Source organism: Shinella lacus, assembly GCF_010994755.1.
Lineage (GTDB): Bacteria > Pseudomonadota > Alphaproteobacteria > Rhizobiales > Rhizobiaceae > Shinella > Shinella lacus.
In genome coordinates, this window is sequence record NZ_WHSB02000001.1 from 66,329 (window position 1) to 81,558 (window position 15,230).

The window sequence follows — 15,230 nt, forward strand, 5'->3', positions numbered from 1 at the left end:
GCCCCTTTCCCTGAGCGAGTTCCAGAACGATATGCCGCCTGACATCACGACAGAGCCGGCCGGCGTGAGCCGTGCTGCCATCGAACTGATCGATATCCGCAAGGCCTTCGGCACCGGAGCCGAGACGGCCTATGCCGTCGACCGCCTGAATCTGACGATAAAGGCGGGCGAATTCTTCACCTTCCTCGGCCCGTCGGGCTGCGGCAAGACGACGACATTGCGCATGATCGCCGGCTTCGAGGAGCCGACCTCCGGCCGGCTGCTGCTCGACGGCCGCGACGTGACCGGCGTGCCGGCACACCAGCGCAACGTCAACACCGTGTTCCAGAGCTATGCGCTCTTCCCGCATCTGAACGTCGGCGAGAATGTCGGATTCGGCCTTTCGGTAAAAGGTGTCGCGAAGGACGAGATCCGCGATCGCGTAAAAGCCGCGCTCGACAGCGTGCACATGACCCATGCCATCGACCGCAAGCCCTCAGCCCTTTCCGGCGGCCAGCAGCAGCGCATCGCGCTTGCCCGCGCGCTGATCAACCGCCCCTCCGTGCTGCTGCTCGATGAACCCTTCGGCGCGCTCGACCTCAAACTGCGCCGCGAGATGCAGATGGAGGTGAAGGAGATGCAACGCCGCCTCGGCATCACCTTCATCTTCGTCACCCACGACCAGGAAGAAGCGCTGACCATGTCGGACCGTATCGCCGTGATGAACAACGGCGTCGTCCAGCAGGTGGGCGGCCCGGTCGAGATCTACGAGCGGCCGGCCAACCGTTTCACCGCTGGCTTCATCGGCGACATGAACCTCATCGAGGCGCGCATCACCGCCCGCAATGGCGATCAGTTCACTCTGGAGGCCGCCGGCAGCCGGATCGATTTCCCCTGCACCCTGCCGCTGCAGCCCGGCGATGCCTGCATCCTCGCCATCCGCCCCGAGGCGCTGCATTTCGTCGAGGGCGAGGCCGGCGGGTCGGTCCGCTTTTCCGGCGCGCTCGGCGAGGCCGTCTATATCGGCACCGACACTGTCTACGCGCTCGTGCTCGCCGACGGCACCCGCCTGCATGCCCGCGTGCGCAACGGCGACCGGCCGATGCCGCAAGCCGGCGCACCGGCCACGCTCGCCTGCGCCCCCTCCGCCATCAGACTCCTCACGCAATAGGATCTTTTTTCATCATGTCGATCAAATCCTACCGGATCGCCGACCCTGCGCCGCAGCTCGACGCCGGCCTTCTCGCCCGCTTCGCCCGCGTCGAGGCCGCGACCGTCGGCCACTACCTGCACGATCGTTTCATGCGCAATGACCTGCGCCCGCTGATCGATGGCGTGCGGGTGGCGGGCACCGCGCAGACCGTGTCGATCCCCGGCCCGGATTCCACCCTGCTCTATCACGCCATGGATCGCGTGCGCCCCGGCGATATCCTCGTGATCGACCGGGCCGGCGACGAGCGCCATGCCGCCTGGGGCGGCTTCATGGCCGCCGTCGCCAAGGAGCGCAAGCTCGCCGCCGTCATCGTCGACGGCATGATCACCGACCCGGCGGCAATCCGCGAGGCCGGCGTACCGACCTGGGCGCGCGGCGTCTCGCCGATCACCACGAAGCTGCTCAATCTCGGTGGCGGCTACAACATCCCCGTCTCCTGCGGCGGCGTCACCGTCAATCCGGGCGACGCGATCCTCGCCGACGACTGCGGCATCCTTGTGCTGCCGCCCGACCAGGTGGCCGGTATCGCCGATATCGCGCTCGCCGACCAGGAAGACGAAGGAAGCTGGGTGGCACGCATCAATGCCGGCGCCACCTTGCAGGAACTGGTCGATATCGCCGGCATGATCGCCGACCGGCAGAAAAAGGATGGTGCCGCCCATGGCTGACACGCTCGACAATCTCGCCGTCTGGCTCTCGACCCCGCACCAGGCGATGATCGAGATCGCCCACGACATCGGCTACCGCCATATCGTGCTCGACGTAGAGCACGGCCTGTTCGACCTCGAAGCGCTGGACCGCATCCTCGCTCTCGGCAAGGCGCTCGGCATGACCATGCATGCCAAGGTCTTGGGGCCGGAAGCAATCCCGATCCAGCAGGCGCTCGACATGGGCGCCGACAGCGTGATCATCCCGCATATCGGCGATGTCGAGCATGCGCGCCGCGTGACCGCGTCCGCCAAATACCCGACGCTCGGCACGCGCAGCTTTTCCGGCACCCGCCCCGCTCGCTATGGCGGCGTGAAACCGGAATATTACGATAACGAAAACGCCAAGACGCGCTGCTATCCGATGATCGAATCCGCCGCCGCCCTCAAGGATGTCGAGGCGATCCTCGCGCTGCCGACCGTCGACGGCCTCTTCGTCGGCCCGAGCGACCTCTCGCTCGATTCCGGCCGCGGCGCCTATCGCAACACGGATGCGGACAAGGCAGATCTTAGAAAGATCGCGCAAGCGGCTGAAAAAGCGGGGAAACCCTGGATCATGCCTGCCTGGTCGCGCGCCGAGCGCGCCTTTGCCAAGGAGCTAGGCGCGAGCCTGATGGTCGTCGCCGACGAATACGGCTCGATCTGGACGGGCCTCGAAGACGCCGCAAAACCCTGAAAATCGAACGGAATTTCATCATGAACGAGACCATTTCCTGCGGCAGCCGCCTGATGCAGATCCTCAAGGCCTATGGCGTCGATACCGTCTTCGGCATGCCGGGCGTGCACACGCTCGAAGCCTATCGCGGCATGGAGGCCGCCGGCATCCGCCATATCGGCGTGCGCCATGAACAGGGCGCCGGCTTCATGGCCGACGGTTATGCCCGCATGTCGGGCAAGCCGGGCGTCTGCGTGCTGATTTCAGGCCCGGGCGTCACCAATGCGGCGACCCCGATCGGCCAGGCCTATTCCGACAGCGTGCCGATGCTGGTCATCACCTCCGTAGCCGCCAACAAGGATCTGGGCATGGGCCGCGGCATGCTGCACGAGATCACCGACCAGTCCGCCGTCACCCGCCCCCTCACCGCCTTCTCCGAGACCGCGACGAGCCCCGACCAGGTGCGCGAATATATCGCCCGCGCCTTCGCCCTCTTCGATAGCGGCCGCCCGCGCCCGGTGCATGTGTCGATCCCGCTCGACGTCTTCAAGGCGCCGGACGACAAGGCCGCCACCCGGCGCACCACCGCGCGGCGCCGTGCACCCGATGCCGCACAGGTCGAGGCGGCTGCCGCGATCCTCAACGCGGCCAAACGGCCGGTGATCCTCGCCGGCGGTGGTGCGGTTTCCGCAGCCGCCGAGGTCCGCGCCTTAGCGGAAAAGATCGGCGCGGCCGTGGTGCCGACCATCGCCGCCAAGGGCATCCTGCCCGACGACCACCCGCTCGCCCTGGAAGTGACCGTCGACCGTGGCGCCACGCAGGATTTCGTGCGCGAGGCCGATGCGGTGCTGCTCATCGGCACCGAGCTTGCCGAGCCCGACATTTGGCTCGACGGCCCGCTGCCGATGAGCGGCAAGATCATCCGCATCGATATCGACCCCGCGACGCTGGTGCGTGACTACGACGTGGACGTCGCCATGGAGGCGGATTCGAAACTGGCCGTCGCGGCGATCGCGGAGAAAGTTTCCGCGGCCACCGGCTTCAAGAACAGCAATGCCATCGCCGAACTGCGCGCCACCGAGCGCGACGGGCTGACGCCGCTCGAACAGAAACATGTGCGCGTGCTCGACAGCCTGCGCAACGCCATCCCCGATAACGGCGTGGTCTATACCGACATGACGCAACTCGCCTATACCGGCTACGCCTTCTACCGCAGCGCCCTGCCGCGCACCTGGCATTTCCCCGCCGGCTTCGGCACGCTCGGTTACGCGCTTCCGGCGGCGATCGGCGGCAAGATCGCGAGCCCCGAGACGCCGGTCGCCGTCATCGTCGGCGACGGCGGTTTCCAGTTCACGCTCCAGGAACTCGGCACGGCTGTGGAAAACAAGCTGCCGCTCGCCATCATCCTGTGGAACAATGACAGCCTCGCCCAGATCCGCGATGGCATGATCGCGCGCGACATCCCGACCATCGGCGTCAACCAGCACAATCCGGATTTCGTCAAGCTGGCCAAAGCCTATGGTTGCCGGACCGCCGAGCCGACCAGCTTCGAGGACCTGGAAGCCGCCGTCAAAGCCGCCTTCGCCGCGGACGGCCCGACGGTCATCCACCTCAGGGAAAATGCACCCTTCCTGAAGGCCTGAGCGGAGCGCTCCGCGTTAAACCCACCTCGCGGTGGAGGTCGTCGGGCGGCAGTGTGGCACCGCTCGACATCGGTCCATAAGGACACAATATGGACGATTTAACTTGACTATCAAACTCATATATTGTGATCGTCTCCCGCGAAAAGACCCTCTCCCCCGGAGACTATCGTGGAGATCATCCGCGCCTGCGGCCTCAACATCTTTCTGGACACCTCGCCCGTGCGCCGGGAGATGGTTTGGGAGAGCGTAACACCGCCCGGCCACTGGATCGGCACGCTGCTGGAAGGCAGCCTCTCGGTGGAGCAGGAGGGTTTTGGCTCGCATCTCTGGCAAAGCGGCGGCGGTACGATCTTTTCCGCGAGCGAGCATGTGCATACGCGCCATGTGGTGCTGCGCGACGGCGGCGTCGCGGCGGTCTTCGTGCAGATTGAGGAGGAGATGGCCGAACCGCTGATGGGGGGCGATACGCTGTCGCTGATCGCCCGCAAGACGCCGGACCCGCGCCTCGCGCTGCCGGAAGCCGCGCGCATGATCGCCTGGCAGATGCTCGGCTGCCCGCTGCAAGGGCCTGCCCGACGCCTCTATATGACCGGCAAGGCCATGGAGATGGTGGCGCATATTCTCGACGACGCGACCGTGCCCGACCATGGCGGCGCGGCCAATTGGCCGACGCGCGACATCGCCCGGCTGCACGAGGCACGCGGCATCCTGCTTGCCGAACTCGCCGCACCGCCGAGCGTGCCCGAGCTCGCCCGCCGGGTGGGCACGAATGCCAAGAAGCTCGGCGCGGGTTTCCAGGCACTGTTCGGCAGCACCGTCTATGGTTTCGTCAAGACGAGCCGGCTCGATGCCGCACGGCTGTTGCTTGAAGGCGGCGAGACGTCGATTGCTCATGTCGCGCGGCAGGTCGGCTACCAGCCGCAGCATTTCGCCACCGAATTCCGCCGCCGCTTCGGCATGGCGCCCACCACCATCACGGGCCGGGCACGCACGTAGTCCGGTTCCCGAACACCTTTGGCGCAATCCCGAACGTGCGCCAGATTGTGCCCCCGGCAGGCCGCATGCGAAGACCCACGCAAAGCTGAGGGAATTCGTCATGAATCAAAAACGCCACGCCGCCTTGCGCACCGCCACCATCCTCGCGACCGCGGGCTTCGTCCTCTTCGATGCCGCCCGGCTTTCCGCGCAGGAGCAACCGGTCGAAGGTACGACGGTGCTTAAACAGATCGTCGTAACTGCCCGCCGCCGTGAGGAAAAAATCCAGAACGCGCCCGTCGCCGTCACCGCCATTGCCGGCGAGGACCTCGGCAAGGGCCGGACGGATACGATGGAGGACGTGGCCTTCAAGACGCCGAACGTGCTGTTCAACGGCCAGGGCGGCCCGGTCAGCATCCGCGGCGTCACCTCGCTCGGTATTTCCGGCGGCGTCGATCGCCAGCCGGCCGTCGGCATGTTCCTCGACGACGTCTACATCGCCCGACCGATGGGCTATCCCTTCATCCTGGAAGATCTGGAGCGCGTCGAGGTCGTGCGCGGCTCGCAGGCCACCCTCTATGGCAAGAACACGATCGGCGGCGCGGTGAACCTCATCTCGCGCGAGCCGGGCGACACGGCGGGCGGCGAATTCTCCGCGACGATCGGCACCGATCTCGACAGCCGCTTCAAGGCCGCCTTCGAAACGCCGATCGAGGGCACCGGCTGGGCTGTGCGCACCTCCGCGGCCTGGAGCGGCAATCGCGGCTACATCGAAAACCTCGTCAATGGCGATGATGTCAGCGATACCGACGTGTTCGGAGGTCGCGTCGTGGCGACCGGCGAGGTTGGCGACGACACCCGCGTGAAAATCATCGGCGACTTTACCCGCGACCGCAGCGATGGCGGGCTCTGGTATGCGCCCCTCCCGCTCGCCTTCAACCACAAGGCGACACATGATTTTAATCCGGACAACAGCGTCGACAGCGGCGGCGTCTCGGTGCGCCTCGACCACGATTTCGAGACCGTGCGCCTGACCTCGGTGACGGCGTTCCGCGGCCATGAGATGAGCAGCTATCTCGACGGCGATTTCACCGCGACACCCTATATCGGCCAGGCGCAGGAGGAGACCCAGCGCCAGTTCAGCCAGGAACTGCGCCTCTCCTCGCTCGACGACGACGTGTTCCGCTGGAGCGGCGGGCTGTTCTACATGCACGAGCGTTTCGAGGGCACGCAGTTTTTCGACCTCGTCTCCTTCCCGCGCAACGTCTGGAGCCGCGACGTCTTCGAGCAATCGGCCGACACGTTCTCGGTCTTCGGCGAGGCGAGCTATTTCGTGACGCCGGCATGGGAACTCTCGGCCGGCGGGCGCTACACCTATGACCGCAAGTCGACGACGAGCGAGATTTCCTCGCCGAGCGGCAGCTTCATGTTCGGCACGCCGGGCCGGGCGGAGGGCGACGTCTCCTTCTCCAACTTCTCGCCGGAAGCCGCCATCACCTACCACGTCTCGGAAGGCAACATCGCCTACGCCAAGATCAGCCACGGCTACAAGTCGGGCGGCATCAGCCCCTATATCGAGGAGGACGGCTCGGCGAACCGCTACGATCCGGAAACCACCATGTCCTACGAACTCGGCACCAAGGCGACGTCGGACGACGGCCGGTTCACGCTGGCGGCATCGCTATTCTACATCGACTGGAAGGACCAGCAGGCGGTCATCTACACGACGCCGTTCACACGCGTCTATCGCAACGCCGCCGCCGCGACATCGAAGGGTTTCGAGATCGAGGCGACGGCCCAGTTGACCGAGGAGATCGGCCTTCGCGGCGGCTACGGTTATACCCATGCCCGCTACGACGAATTCGTCGATACCGTGATGGGCGCGGACTATAGCGGCAACGACCTGCCCTTCGCACCGCGCCACAGTTTCAGCGCCGGTGTGAATTTCGCCCGCGAGCTCGAAGCCGGCGCGACGCTGAAGGCCGGCATCGACTACACGTTCCGCAGCTCCTACGCCTTCACCTCGGACAATAAGTACCGGCAGGACCCGACCCATCTGGTCGATGCCCATATCGGCATCGAGAAGGACGGCTGGAGTGCCAGCCTCTGGGCCAAGAACCTGACGGACGAGCGCTATCTGAAGAACTATTTCAGCTATAGCGGCACCGATATGGGCGTCGCCGCAGCCGGCCGCACCGTCGGCATCACGCTGGCGAAGGTGTGGTGATGAGCGTGAACCCCGACACCCCGCCGCTCGCCGCCGCCAACACTTCCAGCGAAGCCGGGCGCCTGCGCTTCTTCCTGCTGATCGGCGCGCTCTATTTCACGCAGGGGCTGCCCATGGGGCTTTCCATGGAGGCCGTGCCGGTGCTGATGCGTCAGGCCGGCGTCTCGATGGATGTCATCGCGCTGGTGCCGCTCGCCGGCCTTCCCTGGATCATAAAATTCCTCTGGGCGCCGATGGTCGACAACCGCTGGCATGCCGGCCTCGGGCGGCGCAAGAGCTGGATCGTGCCGATGCAGGCGATCCTCGCCGCCTGCCTGCTGCTGCTCGGCTTCCTGCCGCTCGAAGGCAGCGGCCTGTGGATGGCGGTGACGGCACTCGCCATCGGCACGATTGCCAGCGCCACGCAGGACACCGCGACAGACGGCCTTGCCGCGGAACAACTGGCGGGACGCGGGCTCGCCTATGCCAATGCGTTGCAAGTGGGAGGCATGATGGCGGGCTTCATGGTCGGCGGCGGCGGCGTGCTGATGGTCGCCGATGCGCTCGGCCAGCAGGGCGTGTTCCTGCTGCTGGCGCTATTCCCGGCCCTGACGGTCGCCATCGCGCTTGGCTGGCGCGAACCGCCAAGGCCGGTTCCGGCACGCGAAGACACCAGGGCGCGGCTTGCCTATACGTTCCGGCGGCCCGGCGTGGCCCTCCTCCTTGTGCTCGCCTTCATCTATGGCGGCGCGCATGCCGGTGGGCTCAGCGTCAGCAAAATCTTTCTCGTCGACCAGGGCTGGTTGAACCAGGATACCGGGCTCGTCTCTACGATCAGCGGCCTCGTCATGCTCGTCATCGGCTGCCCGCTCGGCAGTGCGCTGACCGCACGCAACCGCTGGGTCGCCATGGGCACGGGCATGCTGCTCGCCGCCACCTCGTTTGCCGCCTGGGGGCTGATCGCCGGCGGCATCCTGCCGTCCGGCTGGCTCTCGGTGTCGCTGGCGATCGGGCTCCTGTCGGTGGCAAGCGGCTTCATCGCCGTCTCCGCGGCGACCATCATCATGGCCTTCGGCGGGGCTGGCAAACAGGCGGGCACGGACGTCACCGTGCTGCAAAGCGCCAACGTGCTCGGCGAGATGGCGATTGCCGGCGTCGTCGTCTGGGTCGCCGGGCGCACCGGCTATGCCGCGACATTCGCGGGCGCCACCGTGGCGCTTGTCCTCGCCGCACTCTTCGTCTCGCGCGCCGCGCGCTCCCTCCCCGTGACCCGATAGATCGAGGATCCGATCCATGCTTTCGCTCTCGTCCACCATGGTCGACCGCATCGCGCGGCGGCCGGGCGGCCTTCTCGGCTACCTGCTTTACCGCTTCCCCTTCGGCCACAAGATCGGCTTCAACCTGGCCTTCGACCGCCTGCCGCCGGAAAAGAGCGACCTCGTGCTCGAAGTCGGTTGCGGCGGCGGCGTCTTCCTGCGCCGCCTGCTCGCCGGCGGCTGTCGCGCCATCGCGATCGACCACAGCCCGGACATGGTGGCCAATTCCGGCAGGCTGAACGCCCGGGCGCTCGCCGAAGGGCGGCTGGCGCTGCACCAGGCGGACGCCGCGGCCCTACCGGTGGCGGATGGCGCGGTCGACAAGGTGTACTGCCTCAACGCCTTCTTCTTCTTCCCGCAACCAGCCGAAAGCCTGCGCGAAATGGCCCGCGTGTTGAAACCCGGCGGTCGGCTGGCGCTGATCACCTCGCCGCCTGCGTTTCGCCAGCAGATCGCGCGCTTTTCCCCCAGCATGGCGGAGAACATGCGCTTCGACGCACCGGAGACGCTCGCCGAATGGGCGAAGGATGCCGGCCTGAAGCCGGTCGAGACCCGCGAGGTCGCGACCGCGGGCTTCCTGTTCATTGCCAACAAGGAGGCGGCGCATGAGTGACCCGCAGATCATCGAAGGCCCCGGCTTTCGCGGCCGCATCACCGGCAGGCTCGGCGACATGCTGGTCATCGACGCTGAGGTGGAGGCCGACATCCCGGCGCACGCCGCCGACACCGAGGAATTCGCCATCGTCGTCTCCGGCCGATTCGAGGTGACGATAAACGGCACGACGCTGCCCTGCGGCCCGGGCGATCACCTCGTCGTCGAGGCCGGCGTGGAACACGCCATCCGCGTCATCGAGCCCGGCCGCCTCGTGCTGATCGGCAGGATGTAGCGACCTTCCGGCGGAAACTTGCCGGCAACACGGCCTCCGCGTCAAGAAATTACGCGCCATGACGTCCGTGCGAATTTTTCTAACAAAAACTTGACTCCCTTACTCTTATTAAGATAGGTCAGCATCACTGACACATTCGATATAGGAGGATGCGACTTGGAGCACCGTGGCAACACCACCGGCCTTTACGATCCCTCGCAAGAGAAGAGCAGTTGCGGCGTTGGCTTCATCACGCGAAAAGACGGCGTCCAGACGCATGACGTGCTCAAGAGGGGCCATGAGGCGCTGTGCGCCGTGCCGCATCGCGGCGGCATGTCGGCGGAAGGCGTGGGCGATGGCGCCGGCGTTTCGGTCGATCTGTCGCTCGGCTTCTTCCGCAAGCTGACCGCACGCCCCGACCTCCAGTCGCGCCGCTTCGGCGTCGGCAACTTCTTCCTGCCGAGCGACCCCGCCTGCCGCGCGGAAGCAGAACAGATCATCGGCGATGCGCTCGCCGGGCAGGGTTTCGCCCTGCTTTTGGAGCGTGCCGTTCCGGTCGACGAAAGCGCCATCCGGCCGGCCGCCGTGCGCTACCAATTGCCGATCCGCCAATGGGTCTTTGCCTGCCATGACGCGGCGGCAAGCGAGGCTGTATTCGATTTCCGCATCCACAAGGCGCTGCTGGCGATCGAGGCTCGTGCCTATATCGAGCCGCACCTTGCCGGGCTCTATCCGCTCTCGATGAGTGCAAGGACGCAGGTGCTGAAGGGCCGGCTGAACTCCAACGAGGTCATGCCCTATTTCCGCGACCTGGTGGACCTCGACCACACCGTCAACACCATGTATTTCCACACGCGGTTTTCCACCAACACCGACCCGCATCCCTCCATGGCCCAGCCCTTCCGGCTGATGGCGCACAACGGCGAACTCAACACCGACCGCAAGAACCGCCTCTCCGAGGCCGCGATTGCGCTTGCAAAAAACGCCTCGATCATCCGGCCGAAGGGCCAGTCGGACAGCTGCCGTCTCGATCAGACCTTGCAGACCCGCGTGCTGGAGGACGGGCTCGATCTCGTCACCGCCGTCGTCTCGATGATGCCGCCGGCCTGGGAGAACGACGATACGCTGTCGCCCGAGGTCGTGGCGATGCTCGAATACTTCTCGCTCTACGAGGAGAAGAACGACGGCCCCGCCGCCCTCATCTTCGGCGATGGCGACATTATCGGCGCACGGCTCGACCGGCTGGGCCTGCGCCCGCTGCGCACGGTCGAGACGGCGGACTATCTCTGCGTCATGTCGGAAGCGGGCCAGATCGCCTTTCCGCCGGAAGCCGTGCTGCGCCGTGGCCGCATCGAGGCCGGCGGCATGCTCTGCTACGATCACACCGCCAAGCGTGCCTTCGGCACCAACGAGGCGCTGGAGATGCTGGCCGCCCGCCGCCCTTATCGCGACCTGCTCCGCGACGCGCGCGTGAACCTCGCCGACCTGCCGGAAGTCCCGGCCGACGCGCAGGGCTCGCCGCTGCGCTACAATGGCGATCTCGAACGCCAACAGCGTTACGTCGCCTATTCGTTCAACCAGGAAAGCTTCAAGTTCCTGATGGACCCGATGCTCCAGACCGGGGCGGAGAAGATCTCCGCCATGGGCTACGGCAACGCCATCAATGCGCTCTCCGACCAGGAAGGCGGCGTCGCGAAATACTTCTCGCAGCGTTTCGCGCAGGTGACCAACCCGCCGCTCGATTCGATCCGCGAGGCGGACGGCATGACGCTGCGCGTGGCGCTCGGCGCCAAGCCGAATATCGGTGCGAAGGCGGCCCGCCAGATCGTCGTGCCCTCGCCGATCCTCACCCATCTCGACATGCTGCGCATCCGCGAGCAGGCGGAAACGCCGGTGCGGCGGTTCGAAATGCTGTTCACGCCCGACCTTGAGGACGCGGCGGCGAACGAACATGCGCTCGAACAGGCGATCGCCACCCTCTGCGAGGCGATTGCCGGCTTTGCCCGCGAGGAAGGCGGCATCGCCGTTGTCACCGACCGGCATGTGGCGAAGGGCCGTGCGGCATTGCCGATGATCCTCGTCGTCTCCGCCGTCAACCAGAAGCTCATCGAGGAAGGCCTGCGGCTGCGGCTCTCGCTGGTCGTCGAAAGCGGGCAGATCTGCTCCTCGCACCATGTCGCGGCCGTGCTCGGCTTCGGCGCCTCGGCGGTCTATCCGCTCGGCGTGCAGTTCCGCGCCGAGGAAAAGTTCGGCGCGGAGGCCGACAAGGCCTTCAAGCGCTTCGCCAAGGCGGCCGAAAAGGCGCTGATGAAGACCATGGGCAAGGTCGGCCTCTGCACCGCGGAAAGCTATATCGGCGGCGAGTTCTTCGAGCCCAACTTCCTCGACACCAACGATCCGGTGCTGAAGCGCTACTTCCCCAACGTGAAGACGCCGGTCGGCGGCGTGAATTTCAAGGTCATCGCAGCCGCCGTCGCCGGCTGGCACGCCAAGGCGCTGACCGTGAAAAGCGAGAACGACATCCCGCTTCTTGGCCTCTTCAAGGAGCGCGCCGAGGGCGCCGGCCACTCCTTCGGCACGGCGGCCGTGCGCGGCTTCGTCGACATGACGGAGGAGAAGATCGCCTTCGACGGCGCGGGTGAGGACGATCCCTTCCTGCGCCTGCTGACGCTCAACCGGCTGGACGACGCCTTCGGCCTCGACGATGCCGCCTATAGCAACAACGGCTTCGAGAAGCTGACATCCGAGGCGATCGATCGTTTCACCATCACGCCCGGCTACCGCACCTTCATCCGCCAGATGACCGAGGAACGCACCCGGCGGCCCGCGGCCTTGCGCGACGTGCTCGCGCTGCCGGCGGACATCACTTACCTCGCGTCGGCGGAGGATTTCCGCAAGGAGATGGGCCGCTTCTCACGCAAGGGCAACAACAGTTTCATGGTGCGCGGCCTCGCCTGCGAAACACTTGCCGACGATACCTTCCGCCTGACACTCGCCGGTGGCGAACTGGCGCGGCTCGCGGCGCTTGGCCAGTCCCTCGTCATGCGTTTCGGCCCCGACATCCTCGGCCATTGGCTGGAGGGCGGGGCGTTGATGGTGCAGGCGGCCGGCGAGGCGCTGGACTATCTCGCGCTCATCCGCACCGCGCCGGAGAGCATTCCGCTCGATGCCGTGCAGAAGGCGAGCGAGATCACGCCGCTGCTCGCCTCCGGCGCCATGAGCCATGGCGCGCTGGTCGCCAACGCCCACGAGGCCGTCGCGCACGGCACCAACATGGTCGGCGGCATGTCGAATTCCGGCGAGGGCGGCGAACATCTTTCGCGCTATGGCACGATCCGCGCCTCGCGCATCAAGCAGTTCGCCTCCGGCCGCTTCGGCATCTGGGCCGGCTATCTCGCCGATCCGATGCTGGAGGAGTTGGAAATCAAGATCGGCCAGGGCGCCAAGCCCGGTGAAGGCGGCCAGCTTCCGGCGCAGAAGGTGACGGTCGAGATCGCCGCCGCCCGCGGTGGTACGCCCGGCGTGGAGCTCGTCTCCCCGCCCCCGCACCACGACACCTATTCGATCGAGGACCTCGCCCAGCTCATTCACGACTGCAAGGCGGCGCGCGTGCGCGTCATTGTCAAGCTCGTCTCCTCGGAGGGTATCGGCACCATCGCCGTCGGTGTCGCCAAGGCGGGAGCCGATGTCATCAACGTCGCCGGCAACACCGGCGGCACGGGGGCGGCCGCCGTCACCAGCCTGAAATATACCGGCCGCGCCGCGGAGATCGGCATTGCCGAAGTGCACCAGGCACTCTGCGCCAACGGTATCCGCCAGAAGGTGCAATTGCGCTGCTCCGGCGCGCACCAGACGGCGAGCGACGTCGTCAAGTCGGCGCTTCTCGGCGGCGACAGCTTCGAATTCGGCACGACGGCGCTGATGATGCTGAAATGCGTGATGGCCAAGAACTGCAACGTCAAATGCCCCGCCGGCCTCACCACCAATCCGGAAGTCTTTGACGGCGACCCGCGGGCGCTGGCGCAATACCTCCTCAACATCGCCCACGAAACGCGGGAAATCCTCGCAGCCCTCGGCCTGACGTCCCTGCGGGAAGCGCGCGGCCGCAGCGACCTGCTGCACCTCCTCGACCATCCTTCGAGCGTCGGGCAGCTCGACCTTCGCGCGATGCTTGCGGTCGTGGATGAAGTGAAGATCACCGATCCGGTCTATATGGAGAAGGATTTTGCGGTCGACGACGGTTTCATCGACCTCGTTCGCTCCGCCCTCCTCGACGGCAGGCGCCAGACGGTGGAGCTTGGCGGTAACCGCTACCTCAACAATTGCAACAAGACCGTCGGCGGCCAGCTCGCCGTCGATATCGAGCGCCTGCTCAACCACGAGCTCACCGAAGCACAGGCACGTGACCTGCCCGCCGTGCGGCAGGACGATCGTGGCCGCCGTTTCCTCGATGCCGACAGCGTGCGGATTTCCACCTCGGGTTCGGCCGGCCAGTCCTTCGGCGCCTTCTGCAACGACGGCATGGCGCTGACCCATACCGGCACCTGCAATGACGGCGTCGGGAAAAGTGCCTGCGGCGGCGTCATCACCGTGCGCTCGCCGGGCGGCGGCTCGCAGGAGGCCGGCGGCAATGTGCTGGTCGGCAATTTCGCGCTGTTCGGCGCGACCGGCGGGCGCCTCTTCGTCGAGGGCCAGGCGGGCGACCGCTTTGCCGTGCGCAATTCCGGCTCGACCGCCGTAGTCGAAGGCGTCGGCGATTTCTGCTGCGAATACATGACGAACGGCGCAGTGCTGAACCTCGGCACCTTCGGCAAGGGTTTTGGCAACGGCATGAGCGGCGGCTTCGTCTACCAGTACGATCCCTATGGCGACCTGCCGAAGAAGATGAGCCACGACTCCATCCTGCTGGGCACGATCGGCGACGAGATGGATGCCATGGCGGCGGTGCATGCGGATGCCATCCGCCTGATGCTGGAATGGCATGTGGCGGCGACGGGCTCCGAGAAGGCCCGCTGGCTGATCGAAAACTGGGAGAGCGAAAGGCACAATTTCGTCTATGGCCTGCCGCGCGCACTGCTGCTCTACCAGGACAGCGACGCCATCCTGAAGGCGAAGAGCCGCAAGGATCTCGTCGAGGAACTGTCCACCGCGCTCGCCGCCCATCAGGTCCGAAAATTCAAGCTCGCCTATCGCGACCGAAAGGCGGTCCTCAACGGCACCGTGCCGGGTTACGGCGAGACAGATACGGAGGGCATGTTCGTGCTTCTCAACAACTATACTGTGCTCAGCATGGCGCAGTCGCTCGCGCTTTCGCGGGTTCCGGCCGCGCGCGGCGCATCCGATCCGGCCGTCGAGAAGGCGGTGCGCAACCTGCTGCTGACGGAGGATTTTTCGCTCATGCAGCGGCTTGCCCGCTACGCCCGCGAGGCGATCGCCGACTATGACGACGAAGCGCTCGCCGTCATGGTCGCCTCGAAGCGCCTCGACGACTATCGCCAGGCGCTCAAGGGCCGCAACACGCGCTCGATCGACAGCCCCGGCACCTATGGCTGGATTCTCCACCAGACCGCCCGCAATGTCGAACGCATCGGCCGCATCCCGAGCTTCGAGGAATTGTTCGCGCGGCAGGCGATTTCCGGGTTCGCCCCGGCCAGACAGTGAGGCAGATTC

General features: G+C 66.2%; 10 protein-coding genes. All 10 read left to right on the top strand.

Annotation, left to right across the window (positions count from 1 at the left end; all coding sequences use genetic code 11):
- Positions 1 to 31: 31 nt before the first annotated feature.
- The 10 genes from GB927_RS00305 (at position 32) to GB927_RS00350 (ending at position 15,221) form a co-directional block, all read left to right on the top strand.
- The gene (locus tag GB927_RS00305) at positions 32 to 1,150 is read left to right on the top strand and encodes an ABC transporter ATP-binding protein (protein WP_256114488.1); all 1,119 of its coding nucleotides are present in this window, start codon (positions 32 to 34) and stop codon (positions 1,148 to 1,150) included.
- 14 nt (positions 1,151 to 1,164) lie between these two features.
- Positions 1,165 to 1,860: an RraA family protein gene (locus GB927_RS00310; RefSeq protein ID WP_256114489.1), complete on the top strand. Its 696-nt coding sequence runs from the start codon at positions 1,165 to 1,167 to the stop codon at positions 1,858 to 1,860.
- Positions 1,853 to 2,575 (top strand): HpcH/HpaI aldolase family protein, encoded by a 723-nt coding sequence (locus tag GB927_RS00315; protein WP_256114490.1) that lies wholly within the window; start codon positions 1,853 to 1,855, stop codon positions 2,573 to 2,575. The genes GB927_RS00310 and GB927_RS00315 overlap by 8 nt, the downstream gene beginning before the upstream one ends.
- A gap of 20 nt (positions 2,576 to 2,595) precedes the next feature.
- A complete protein-coding gene (locus tag GB927_RS00320; protein ID WP_256114491.1) occupies positions 2,596 to 4,197 on the top strand; it encodes a 5-guanidino-2-oxopentanoate decarboxylase in 1,602 nt (533 codons plus the stop codon).
- A 168-nt stretch (positions 4,198 to 4,365) separates the two neighbouring features.
- Positions 4,366 to 5,193 carry a helix-turn-helix transcriptional regulator gene (locus GB927_RS34360; RefSeq protein WP_256114492.1) on the top strand — a complete coding sequence of 276 codons (828 nt, stop codon included), beginning with the start codon at positions 4,366 to 4,368 and terminating at the stop codon, positions 5,191 to 5,193.
- Between the two features lie 100 nt (positions 5,194 to 5,293).
- Positions 5,294 to 7,399: a TonB-dependent receptor gene (locus GB927_RS00330; RefSeq protein WP_256114493.1), complete on the top strand. Its 2,106-nt coding sequence runs from the start codon at positions 5,294 to 5,296 to the stop codon at positions 7,397 to 7,399.
- Positions 7,399 to 8,655 carry an MFS transporter gene (locus tag GB927_RS00335; protein WP_256114494.1) on the top strand — a complete coding sequence of 419 codons (1,257 nt, stop codon included), beginning with the start codon at positions 7,399 to 7,401 and terminating at the stop codon, positions 8,653 to 8,655. The genes GB927_RS00330 and GB927_RS00335 overlap by 1 nt, the downstream gene beginning before the upstream one ends.
- A 16-nt stretch (positions 8,656 to 8,671) precedes the next feature.
- On the top strand, positions 8,672 to 9,307 hold the full coding sequence (locus GB927_RS00340; RefSeq protein ID WP_256114495.1) for a class I SAM-dependent methyltransferase: 636 nt from the start codon (positions 8,672 to 8,674) through the stop codon (positions 9,305 to 9,307).
- Positions 9,300 to 9,581: a cupin domain-containing protein gene (locus GB927_RS00345; RefSeq protein ID WP_256114496.1), complete on the top strand. Its 282-nt coding sequence runs from the start codon at positions 9,300 to 9,302 to the stop codon at positions 9,579 to 9,581. The genes GB927_RS00340 and GB927_RS00345 overlap by 8 nt, the downstream gene beginning before the upstream one ends.
- 156 nt (positions 9,582 to 9,737) lie before the next feature.
- Positions 9,738 to 15,221 (top strand): glutamate synthase-related protein, encoded by a 5,484-nt coding sequence (locus GB927_RS00350; RefSeq protein ID WP_256114497.1) that lies wholly within the window; start codon positions 9,738 to 9,740, stop codon positions 15,219 to 15,221.
- Positions 15,222 to 15,230: the final 9 nt, after the last annotated feature.

Excerpts from the sequence above, each read along its gene's own strand:
- GB927_RS00305 (WP_256114488.1), top strand. The coding sequence starts at position 32 with ATGCCGCCTGACATCACGACAGAGCCGGCCGGCGTGAGCCGTGCTGCC.
- GB927_RS00310 (WP_256114489.1), top strand. The coding sequence starts at position 1,165 with ATGTCGATCAAATCCTACCGGATCGCCGACCCTGCGCCGCAGCTCGAC.
- GB927_RS00315 (WP_256114490.1), top strand. The coding sequence starts at position 1,853 with ATGGCTGACACGCTCGACAATCTCGCCGTCTGGCTCTCGACCCCGCAC.
- GB927_RS00320 (WP_256114491.1), top strand. The coding sequence starts at position 2,596 with ATGAACGAGACCATTTCCTGCGGCAGCCGCCTGATGCAGATCCTCAAG.
- GB927_RS00330 (WP_256114493.1), top strand. The coding sequence starts at position 5,294 with ATGAATCAAAAACGCCACGCCGCCTTGCGCACCGCCACCATCCTCGCG.
- GB927_RS00335 (WP_256114494.1), top strand. The coding sequence starts at position 7,399 with ATGAGCGTGAACCCCGACACCCCGCCGCTCGCCGCCGCCAACACTTCC.
- GB927_RS00340 (WP_256114495.1), top strand. The coding sequence starts at position 8,672 with ATGCTTTCGCTCTCGTCCACCATGGTCGACCGCATCGCGCGGCGGCCG.
- GB927_RS00345 (WP_256114496.1), top strand. The coding sequence starts at position 9,300 with ATGAGTGACCCGCAGATCATCGAAGGCCCCGGCTTTCGCGGCCGCATC.